We start from the raw sequence: 12,394 nt of genomic DNA on the forward strand, positions 1-12,394 counted from the left end.
CTAGCGGACGGACGGCTGCCGTTCCTCGCTGTCGTCGGGGTCGCTGCCATCGGGTCCGCTGATGGCATCACGCACTGGACCGGGTGTCGCGAGGCGCGGCCCGATCACCGAGAGCGCCTCCGGCGTCGTCATCGTCCAGTGCGTCGCGTCGACGGGGTGCTCGTGAATGTCGCCGCCGACGTGCGGATTCCAGCACGTCACCGGATCGACGTGGAATCCGTCGTCCAGGGCAGCGGTGAAGAATACGAGGTCGCCGTCGAACATCCGCGGCTGGTGCCGATCGATCAGCTCCGGCGCCCGCTGCGCGTTTGCGTAAATACGGGCGAGTTGCGGCGCGGTGAGGCTCGCCAGCGGTCCCCCGATCGCGCCGAGGAGCGCTGCAGCTCGCTCTGCGTCGAATATGCCGTCCGGCGCGAGCTCGTCGAATCCGCCCGTCGTGGGCAGTTCGAGACCGAAACCGCCCAAGAGGTCCGCCACGGTAGCGGGGTTCTCGGCGCTCGCACTGCGATCGAGCCCGACGTAACTGTCGAGCAGCCCGAGAAGTCGGACGCTCTCGCCCGCCTCCTGCAGCTGTACGGCCATTTCCTGGGCGATCACCCCACCGAGGGACCATCCGAGCAGGTGATAAGGGCCGTGGGGCTGAATTGAGCGGATCTCGCGCACATACCGCGCGGCGAACTCGGTGATCGACGCGAGCGGCGCCTCGTCCTCGGTGAGTGCCGGGGACTGCAGCCCGTAGATCGGCCGATCCTGGGTCAGGTGCCCACTCAACCCGGCGTAACTCCACGCGAGCCCGATGAAGGGGTGGACGCAGAACAGCGGTTCCGCCGCTCCGCGGGTGCGGATCGGCAGGAGGACGTCGAGCGACGCACCGGTGTCGAGGACGCCGTCCGCCGTCGACTTCGCGATCCGCTCCCCCAACGACTGCGGCGTGGGGTCGGTGAACATCCACTGAAGCGGAAAGTCGATTGCCAGTTCATCGGCGAGTGCGGAGGCGACACGGGTCGCGATCAGCGAGTTGCCGCCCAGATCGAAGAAGTTGTCCGTGCGGCCCACCCGTTCCAGGCCGAGCACTTCCTCGAAGACACGGGCAACCATTTTCTCGGCCGCGGTGCGAGGCGCCGCGTATTCGACGGCAGCCGAGGACAGCTCCGGTTCGGGCAGCGCGGCGCGGTCGAGTTTGCCGTTCGCCGACAGCGGGAGGGCGCCGAGCTCGACGACGTGCGCCGGGATCATGTACGACGGGAGCCGCGCGGACAGGTGGGCGCGCACGTCGGGTGAATTCGGTGAGTGCCCTCGCACCAGGTACGCGATCAGTGCCTCGTCCCCACGGGAGTCGCGGTGCACGACCACCACCGCCTGGCTGACATCCGGATGCGCTTCGAGGGCTGTTTCGATTTCGCCGAGTTCGATGCGCTGGCCGCGCAGCTTCACCTGGAAGTCGCTGCGGCCCAGATACTCCAGCGCTCCATCACCCCGGCGTCGCGCGAGGTCACCGGTCCGGTACATGCGAGCCCCCGGCGTGTAGGGGTTGGCGACGAAGCGGTCCGCCGACAGGTCCGGCCGCCGGAGATAGCCGCGCGCCAGCTGGTCTCCAGCCAGGTACAACTCCCCCACCACACCGTTGGGCACCGGATGCAACCGCGCATCGAGGACGTGGAGCTGGGTGTTCCACACCGGACGCCCGATGGGCACCGCGTGGAGGTCGGCGGCACTTGTGGCCCAGTAGGTTACGTCGACGGCCGCCTCCGTGGGGCCGTACAGATTGTGCAGGTCCGCCCCACTGACCGACCGGAACCGCTGCACCTGCTCCGGGGTGAGAGCCTCACCCGAACAGAACACCAACCGTAGCGACTCACACTGGGCGGCAGAGGGTTCGGCGAGGAAGACGGAGAGCATCGACGGCACGAAGTGAATGGTCGTCACCTGCCGTTCCCGGACGAGCCTGGACAGATACCGCGGATCGCGGTGCCCGTCGGGTGCGGCGATCACCAGGCCGGCGCCCACCTGCAGCGGCCAGAACAATTCCCACACCGACACGTCGAATGTGACCGGTGTCTTCTGCAGAACGACGTCTTCGGCGGTGAGTCCGTATTCGTGCTGCATCCAGAGCAGCCGGTTCACGATCGCACCGTGGGTGACGGCGACGCCCTTGGGCCGGCCGGTCGATCCTGACGTGAAGATGACGTACGCGGTGTTCGCCGACGACAGCGGCGCCAGCCGTTCCCGGTCGGTGACGGCGACCCGGCTGTATCCGGTGAAATCCTCGGCGGCGATGTCGATGACCGGCACCGCGGTGTCCACGGTCTCACCGTCGACGAGCACACACACCGGTGCCGCCGTCTCGAGGACCGAGGCCGTGCGTTCGGCCGGGTGATCGGGGTCGACGGGAAGGTATGCGCCGCCGGCCTTTCCGACGGCGTAGATCGACACCAGCAGTTCGAGGGAGCGGCGCATGGCCACTGCGACCACCGATTCGGGGCCCACCCCCTGCTCGATCAGTCGGCGCGCGAGCGCGTTCGCGCGCGCGTCGAACTCGGCGTACGTCAATTCCTCCCCGTCGAAGACCAGGGCGGTTCGGTCCGGGGTGGCGGCGACCTGCGCACCGAAGAGCGACGGCAACGTTCCCGCCAGGACGTCGTGCGACGTCGCGTTGGTGCCGACGATCTGCTTCCGTTCACCGGCGCCGAGGACGTCGATGTCGCCGACCGGAACACCCGGATCGTCGACGGCGGAGGCCAGCACTTGCAGGAAGCGCTCACCGAAGACGTGCACGGTCGATTCGTCGAAGAGATCGGAGGCGTAGGTGAGCCGGGCGGTGATCCCGTCCGCGCGGCCGTCGGCGTCGAAGCGTTCCGTCAGCGTCAGCTGCAGATCGAACTTGGCCAGGGCGACGTCGACGTCGACACCGCTCACCGCCAGCTCCCCCAGCTCGAGGGTTGCCTGGTCCAGGTTCTGGAAGGTGAGCATCACCTGGAACAGCGGGTGCCGCCCGGTGGACCGCGCGGGATTGATCACTTCGACGAGACGCTCGAAGGGGACATCCGCGTGGGCGAATGCGGCCAGGTCGGTGTCGCGGACGTCTGCCACGAAGTCGGCGAAGGTGCGTGCGCTGTCGACCTGCTGTCGCAAAACCAGGGTGTTGACGAACATGCCGATCAGGTCGTCGAGTGCGCGCTCGCCGCGGCCGGCGACCGGGGTGCCGATCGCGATGTCGCTCGTCCCGGCGAGCCGGCTCAGCAGCACCGCGAGGGCCGAATGCACCACCATGAACAGGGTGGCGTTCGCGTCCCGCGCCGTCCGGTGGAGGCCGTGGTGCAGGGCGGCCGGAACGAGGAAGTCGATGCTCCGACCCCGGTACGACGACACAGCCGGACGTGGCCGGTCGGTGGGCAGATTCAGCTGGTCGGGGGCGCCCGCCAGGGTGCGGGTCCAGAACGCCAATTGCTGCGCCGCCAGCGAGGTCGGATCCGATTCGTCGCCGAGCAGATCCCGCTGCCACAACGCGTAATCCGCGTACTGCACCGGCAGCGGCGACCACTGCGGTGCGGCACCTGCCGAGCGGGCCGCGTACGCAGTCATCACGTCCCGCACCATCGGTGCCATCGACCAACCGTCGCCGGAGATGTGGTGCACGACGAGCGCCAGCACATGCTCGGTGTCGGACAACCGGAAGATCCGCACTCGCAACGGGACCTCGGCGGTGACGTCGAACCCGGTCGTGGCCACTGCGGCGATCAGCCCGGCCAGCTCCGGTTCCTCGGCGCTGACCACGGACAGTTCACCCCCGACCCGGTCGACGGGGAGGATCATCTGGTGCGGCCCCTCCGGGGAATCCGGATACACCGTCCGCAGCGACTCGTGGCGACCGACGACGTCGGTGACCGCGTGTTGCAGCGCGTCGACATCGAGGGACCCGGACAGGCGCACCGCCACCGGAATGTTGTCGGCGGCCGAGTCCGGGTCGAGCCGGTTGAGGAACCACATCCGGCGCTGCGCCGACGACAGCGGGATGCGTGCGGGGCGTTCGGCCGGTGCGAGGCGCGGACGGTCGGCGTCGGCGTTCTCCGTCGACTCGAGCAGCGCAGCGAGGCCGGCCACCGTCGGGGCCTCGAACAGCGTGCGGATCTCTACCCGGCGTCCCAGGGTTTCGGACAGCCGCGCCACCACCCGGGTGGCGACCAGCGAGTTGCCGCCGAGTTCGAAGAAGCTCGCGTCGGCGCCGACGCGTTCGACCCCGAGCACGTCCCCGAATGCCGCGGCGACCGCGGCCTCCATATCCGTTTCCGGGGCCCGGTACTCGTCGTGCGCGGTCCCGAACTCCGGTACTGGCAGCGCCTTGCGGTCGAGTTTTCCGTTGGCGGTCAGGGGCAGGGCGTCCAGGACGACGAGCGCTGCGGGCACCATGTACCCCGGCACTCGACGGGCCGCGTCCGCCAGCACGTCTGCGACGACGAGGGTGGCGCCATCCTCGGGCACCGCGTATGCGACCAGAGCCGTTCCGGTCGTCGGATCCTGATGCGCGACGACGACGGCCTGCTGCACGCCGGGGCACCCGCTCAGCGCCGACTCGATCTCGCCGAGTTCGATCCGGAATCCGCGCACCTTCACCTGGAAGTCGGAACGCTCGAGGTAGTCGAGCACGCCCTCGGTCCCGCGCAGGCGCCAGCGAACCACGTCACCGGTCCGGTACAACCGGGAGCCTGGCGCGCCGAACGGGTTGGCGACGAAACGCTCCGCGGTGAGATCGGGCCGGGCGACATACCCGCGGGCCAGCTGGTCACCGGCGAGATACAGCTCGCCGGCTACCCCGAGCGGAACCGGCTGCAGGCGCCCATCCAGCACGAACGCCTGCGTGTTCCAGGCGGGGGTGCCGACGGGAACGCTGTCGCGGTCGTCGACGGTGTGCTGCCAGGAGGTGACCGACACCGCGGCCTCGGTCGGCCCGTACAGGTTGTGCAGTGCAACGGCCGATCCGAACGCGCTGCGGGAGCGGGCGGCGAGGTCGGGGGGCAGGGCCTCGCCGATGCACAGCACACGGCGCAGGGCAGGCTGCTGCGCCGCACCCGGTGTCGCGAGGAACGCCTCGAGCAGGGATGGCACGAAATGCGCTGCGGTGACCTGTTGTTCGCGCATGAGTTCGGCCAGGTACGCCGGATCACGGTGGCCGTCCGGTCGGGCGATCACCAATCGCGCCCCCGAGACGAGCGGCCAGAACAGTTCCCACACCGAGAGGTCGAAGGTGACCGGTGTCTTCTGGACCACGGCGTCGGCGGTGTCGAGGGGGTACTGGTGCTGTTTCCACAGCAGTTGGTTCACGATGGCGGCATGGGGTACTGCGACACCCTTGGGTCGGCCGGTGGAGCCGGAGGTGAAGATGAGGTAGGCGGTGTTCTCGGGTCGCGGCGCCGCGAGGTTCGGCGCGTCGAACGGCGCTCCCGGGATCGGCGTGTCGAGGAAGGACCCGTCGATTTCGATGGTGGGCACGCCGTCGGCGACGAAACCGTCCGAGGACGTCGTGAGAACGCAGACCGGTGCCGCGACGTCGAGAACGTAGGCGAGGCGGTCCGCGGGGTGGGTGAGGTCGATCGGCAGGTAGGCACCACCGGCGCGCAGGATGGCGTACATTCCGACCAGAAGTTCGATGGACCGGTTCATCGCCAGCCCCACCACCGATTCCGGGCCCACCCCACGGTCGGCGAGGTGCCGGGCGAGCACGCCGACGCGGCGGTCGAATTCCGCATAGGTGACGTCGACGCCGTCGAACGACAGCGCGACCGCGTCGGGGGTGCGCGTCACCTGCGCGGAGAACAGGTCGACCAGTGTGGCGGCCGGCAGTTCAGCGGCGGTGTCGTTGAATCCACCGAGGATTCGCACCTTCTCCGCGCCGTCGAGGAGGTCGATACCACCGACCACGACATCGGCATCCGCGGCGACCGATCCCAGAATCCGCAGGAACCGGTCCGCGAAGGACTGCACCGTCGACTCGTCGAACAGGTCGGTGGCATAGGTGAACTGCGCCTCGATCACGTCCGGGTTCCGATCGTGGTCGTAGCTTTCCGACAACGTCAGGTGCAGATCGAAGTTGGAGACGGCACTGGGTACGTCCAGGCCCTCGACGTGCAGTCCGGGGAGTTCGAGGGCGGTCCGAGCGAGGTTCTGGAACGAGAACGCCACCTGGAACAGCGGGTGGTGCGCCCGGGAGCGGGCGGGGTTCAGCACCTCGACGAGCCGTTCGAACGGAATGTCGGAGTGCGCGAAGGCGCCGAGGTCCGTTGCTCGCGCGGCAGCGAGATTGTCGGCGAACGAACCACCCAGCTCGACCGAGGTGCGCAGCACCAGTGTGTTGACGAACATCCCGACCAGCTCGTCGAGAAACTGGTCACCGCGCCCGGCGACGGGAGCGCCCACCGCGATGTCGGTGTCGTTGCTCAACCGCGCCAGCAGCACCGTGAGGGCGGTGTGCATGACCATGAACAGCGAGGCGTTCTGACGGCGCGCCACCGCGAGCAGCGCGGTGTGGGTGTCGGCATCGATCGTGAACGTGACGTGCGCGCCGCGGTTCGACGCCACCGCGGGCCGGGGGCGGTCGGTCGGCAGCGAGAGCCGGTCCGGTATCCCCGCCAGCGCGGACTTCCAGTACGTAATCTGTTCGTTGGCAAGAGATTCGGGGTCGGTCTCGTCACCGAGCAGTTCCCGTTGCCACAGACTGTAGTCGGCGTACTGCACCGGCAACGGCGACCACTGCGGCGCGTGCCCCTCGGCCCGTGCGGTGTAGGCCAGCATGACGTCCCGCGCGAGCGGTGCCAGCGACCATCCGTCACCGGAGATGTGATGAGCCACCATGACCAGGACGTGGTCCTCGGCGGCGACGCGGTAGATGCGGGCGCGCAGCGGCACCTCCGCGGTGACGTCGAATCCGGTCGTCACGAAGTCGATTACCCGCTCGAGGACGTCGTCGGGATGCTCGGAAATCGGGGTCAGATCGGGTACCGCGCCCGCGGCGTCGACGACAACCTGATGTGGACCGGAGTCCGAGTCGGGGTAGAGGGTGCGCAGCGATTCGTGCCGGCCGACCAGGTCGGCGACAGCGGCGCGCATCGCGGGGAGGTCGAACTCCCCCGTCAACCGCAGTGCGATCGGCAGGTTGTAGGCGGGCGACGCCGTGTCGAACTGGTTGATGAACCACATTCGCTGCTGGGCGAGTGACAGCGGAATGTGCTCGGGGCGGGGCCCGGCGACGAGCGGCGGGCGGCGCACACCGTGGCGGGCGGACTCGGTGAGACGGGCCGCGAGCGCCGCGACCGTCGGCGCTTCGAAGATTTCGCGGACGCCGACGTGCACGTCGAGAGCGGCGTTGATCCGCGACACCACCTGCGTGGCCAGCAGGGAGTTGCCGCCGAGGTCGAAGAATCCGTCGTGGATTCCCACTTCCGGCAGCGCCAGGACCTCCGCGAAGACACCCGCGACGATCACTTCGAGCGGGTTGCGGGGCTCCTCGAAGGGGCGGTCCGCGGCGGCGAACACCGGCTCGGGCAGTGCGGCGCGGTCCAGTTTGCCGGCGGGGGTGAGCGGTAGGGCGTCGAGGATCGTGATCGACGACGGAATCATGTACCCCGGCAGGGTTGCGCCGATGAACTTCGCCACCTCCACCCGGTCGACGTCCTCGCCGCTGAACGGCAGCACGTACGCGACGAGGGAAGTGTCCCCGTTGGGATGCTGGTGACCGATCGTGGTGGCGTACTCGAGCTGCGGGTGCGCGGTCAGCGCGGCGTCGATCTCACCGAGTTCGATTCGGAAGCCCCGAATTTTCACCTGGTGGTCGGTACGGCCGACGAAGTCGAGAACCCGATCCTCGCGCCACCGGACGAGGTCGCCGGTGCGGTACATCAGTGCCCCGGGTTCGCCGAAGGGGTCGGCCACGAACCGTTCGGCGGTGAGACCGGGGCGGCCGAGATAGCCGCGGGCCAGGCTCGGCCCGCTGACATACAGCTCGCCGGGCACGCCCACCGGCACCGGACGCAGCCGCCCGTCGAGCACGAGTGCCTGCACGCCGCGACTGGGCCCGCCGATCGTGACCGGTGCGCCCGCCCGGAGCGGTTCGGTGATCGACGACATGATCGTCGCCTCACTCGGCCCGTATGCGTTGATCATGCGACGCCCGGGAGCCCAGCGGGCCACCAACTCCGGCGGGCACACGTCGCCGGCCACCACCACGACAGCGAGGTCGTCGAGCCCGTGATGGTCGACGGAGGCGAGGGCCGCGGGCGTGGAGAACGCGTGGGTGACGTGTTCCGCGGCGAGAAGCTCCGCGAGTTCGGAGCCGCCGTAGATGGTCGGCGGCGCGACCACCAGGGCGGCGCCGGCGCTCAGCGCCATCAACATCTCGAACACCGAGGCGTCGAAGCTCGGGGACGCGAAGTGCAGGACGCGGGACCGGGACGTCACCGTGAGAAGCTCGCGTTCGTCGGTCACCAGGTTCACCAGGCCACGGTGGGTCACCGCGACCCCTTTGGGGCGGCCGGTGGACCCGGAGGTGTAGATCACGTACGCCACCTGGTCGGGCAGGATCGGCCGCATGCGGTCCCGATTGGTGAGGGGCAGCCGTGATTCGTGGGTGCAGCGCTGCTCGAGCGCCGTGTCGTCGAGCAACAGCCACCGGATCGAATCCGGGAGGAGGGGGCGTTCCGCGGACACGGTGATGCCGACCATCGCCTCCGAGTCCTGCACCATGTGCCGAATCCGGTCCTCGGGGTAGCGGGGATCGACCGGCACGAAGGCGGCACCGGACTTCGCCACCGCCCAGACGGCCATCACCGATTCGGACGAGCGCGGCAGTGCCAGCGCCACCCGCGTTTCGGGTCCTACCCCCCGATCGACCAGAAGCCGGGCCAGCTGGTTCGACCGTTCGTCCAGATCGCGGTACGACATGCTTCGGCCGTCGAAGACGACCGCGGGTTCGTCCGGAGCGGCGGCCACCGCATCCGCGAGAATCTCGGTGAGCATCTGCACCGGGCGGGCGTCGGCGCCCCGAACCGGCGTCAGCGCCTCGTATTCGTCGTTTCCGAGTACGGGGATGTCCCCGACAGCGCGCTGCGGATCGGCAACGACGGACTCGAAGATCCGCTGCAGCCGCAGCGTGTATTCCGCCGCGGTATCGGCATCGAAAATGTCTGTGGCATACACCAGTTCGCCGTCGATGCCGGCGGGCTCCGTAGAGCCGTCGACCCGTTCGACGAGGGTGAAGTGCAGGTCGAACTTGGCGATGTCCACGTCGACCGACAGCGGCGAGGCGGTGACGCCGTCGAGCTCGAGCCGGTCCACGGACGGGGTCTGAACGCCCAGCGCCACCTGGAACAGCGGGTGATGGGACGTGGAGCGGACGGGGCTCAGTACCTCGACCAGACGCTCGAACGGCAAGTCCGCGTGCGCGAACGCCTCCAGGTCGACGTCACGTACCTGCCCGAGTAGCGACACGAACGAAGCCGCGGGGTCGAGCTCGGTGCGCAGAACGAGAGTGTTGACGAACATGCCGATGATGTCGTCGAGTTCCCGGCGACCGCGCCCGGCGACAGCGGTGCCGACCTGGATGTCGTAGGTGGTGCTGACTCGGCTCAGCAGTACCGCGAGGGCGGCGTGCGCCACCATGAACAGACTCGCGCCGTGAGCCCGGGCCAGCCCTGCCAGTGCGCGATGGGTGTCCGGGGACAGTGAGAAACGCACGGCAGCACCGCGATGCGACGGAACCGCGGGCCGGGCCCGGTCGCGGGGCAGGAACAGCTGGTCGGGCACATTGTCCAGCGCACGGGTCCAGTAACGCACCTGTTCGGCGGCGAGGCTCCCCGGGTCCGAATCATCGCCGAGCATTTGTCGCTGCCACAACGCGTAGTCGGCATACTGCACGGGCAGGGGTGCCCACAGGGGTTCCGATCCGGCGGCGCGGCTCGCGTACGCCGTCATCACATCCCGGATCAGCGGGTCCATCGAGGCGCCGTCGGCGGAGATGTGGTGCACGACGAGCGCGAGGACGTGTTCGGAGGCGCCGAGCGAATACACCCGCACTCGCACCGGCACCGCGTGGGACACGTCGAAGCCGGTGAGCACGAACTCCGCGAGATCGTCGCGCAGGCCGGTGTCGGTCACGGCCACCGGGGTGAGGTCGTGGACGACGTCGCCGGGTTCGAGGATCACCTGATGCGGCCCGGCCGGCGAATCGGGGAACACGGTGCGCAGCGACTCGTGGCGGGCGATCAGGTCGTCGATCGCCGCCGCGAGCGCCGCCGTGTCCAGCGCCCCGCTCAACCGCACTGCCGCGGGCAGGTTGTACGCGGGTGAGGACGTGTCGAACTGGTTGAGGAACCACATCCGCTGCTGTGCCAGGGACAGCGGGATGCGGGCCGGGCGTTCCGTTGCGGTCAACGGCGCGGTGGCACCCGAGGGCACCTGCGCCGCGACCCGGCGGGCCAGCGCCTCCACCGTGGCGGCGTCGAACACGTCGCGGATGGCGATTCGCGTTCCGGTCGCCGCGCCCAGGCGGGTACTGAGCTTCGTAGCGGACAACGAGTTGCCGCCCAGTGCGAAGAAGTTGTCGTGCACCCCGACGCGCGGCACACCCAGTAGGTCGGCGACGATGTCGGCGACGAGCCGTTCGGTCTCCGTTCGTGGAGCCGTGTAGTCGGCGGCCACCGCGAACACCGGTGCGGGCAGAGCGTTCCGGTCCACCTTGCCGTTGGGGGTCAGCGGCAGCGTGGTCAGCGGAATCAGCAGCGACGGAACCATGTACGACGGCAGCGCCCCGGCGGCGTGGTCGCGGACCGCGTCGACGTCCAGGTCGATCCCGACGCGAGGCACCACGTATCCGACGAGGTGATCGCCGGTGTGCGGGTCGCTGTGCGACACCACGACGGCCTGAAGCACGTCCTCGTGGCGCAGCAGAGTGGACACCACCTCGGCCAGTTCGATGCGGAAACCGCGCACCTTCACCTGGAAGTCGGTGCGTCCGAGGTACTCGAGCCGGCCTTCCCGGTTCCAGCAAACCAGATCGCCGGTGCGATACAGCCGCTCCCCGGCCGCCGAATAGGGATCGGCGACAAAGCGATCGGCAGTCAGGTCGGGGCGTCCGAGGTACCCGCGCGCAAGCTGCGCCCCGCCGAGATACAGCTCACCCGGCACACCGATGGGCACCGGACGCAGACGCTCGTCGAGAACGAGTGTGCTGGTGTTCCACACGGGCGAACCGATCGGCACCGTGTCGCCGTTGTCGGACCGGGCGGCGAAAGAGGTGGTGGTCACCGCCGCCTCGGTGGGGCCGTACGTGTTGTCGATCTCCGCCGGGTGCGCGGCCCGGAAATCGTCGACGGCTTCCGGGGACACCGCTTCTCCCCCGACGAGCACGTATCGCAAGGACGGCAGGTCCGCGAGGCCCGGTCCACCGGCCACGGCCGCGAGCATGGCGGGCACGAAATGGATGACGCTGACTTCGTGCTGCCGGATGACCGCCGTGAGGTAATCGGGGTCGCGATGCCCGTCGGGTTCGGCGATGACGAGCCGGGCGCCGGCAGCCAGGGGGGCGAAGCACTCCCACACCGACACGTCGAACGTGATCGGCGTCTTGAGCAGCAGGGTGTCGCCGCCGCCGATCTCGTAGTGGGCGCACAACCAGTCGAGCTGCCCGCTGATCGCCGCATGACTGACGGCGACCCCCTTCGGGCGGCCGGTGGAACCGGAGGTGAAGAGGACGTAGGCGATGTTGTCGGGGCGGAGCGGCGCAATGCGCTCGTCCGGACGGACCGGCGCCGAGGCGAACTCGTGCGGGTCGAGGTGGTCCACGACGATCGCATCGATGCCGTACCGGCGTGCGGTGTCCCCGTCGTCGGAGAGTGCGCTCGTGGTCAGGAGCAGGCGGGCCCCGGACTGCTCGACGATGTCGTTGTTCCGCTGCGCCGGCTGGTCCGGGTCCAGTGGGGTGTACGCGCCGCCCGCCCTGATCACGGCGTGAATCGCGACGAGGAGATCCAGAGACCGCGGAATTTCCACCGCGACAACGCGATCCGGTACGACACCGGCGCCGATGAGCTTGCGGGCGAGCCGGTTCACCCGGGAATCGAAATCGCGGTAGGTCAGTGCCGAATCACGCCAGAGCACGGCCGGCGCCTCGGGTGTGGTGCGGGCCTGCTCCTCGAGAATGTCGACGAGCGTGCGGTGCCGGTGTTCCCGGGCGGGTCCGCGGGACCATTCGGTGAGGGCAACGCGTTGGTCGTCGCCGAGCAGGTCTAGGTCGCCGATCCGGGTGCGGGGACTGTGGGCCATCTCGGCGAGCACGCGGAGGAAGGCGGCGCCGATCCGGTGGGCCGTCTCCTCGTCGAAGAGGTCCCGCGCGTAGCCGAGCTCGAGG

Annotated in this window: 1 protein-coding gene (only partly in view); it reads right to left on the bottom strand. The window is 69.2% G+C overall.

Translation table 11 applies throughout. From position 1 onward, the window contains the following. Positions 1-12,394, bottom strand: partial view of a non-ribosomal peptide synthase/polyketide synthase gene (locus tag R4P95_RS23865; protein WP_397517649.1) — the 3' end only. The gene runs 17,147 nt beyond the window's last position; only the last 12,394 of its 29,541 coding nucleotides appear in the window; its start codon lies off the right edge, out of view — the gene reads right to left on this strand; the stop codon is at positions 1-3.

The organism is Rhodococcus sp. IEGM 27 (assembly GCF_033142305.1).
In the GTDB taxonomy this organism is placed as follows: Bacteria; Actinomycetota; Actinomycetes; order Mycobacteriales; family Mycobacteriaceae; genus Rhodococcus_F; species Rhodococcus_F oxybenzonivorans.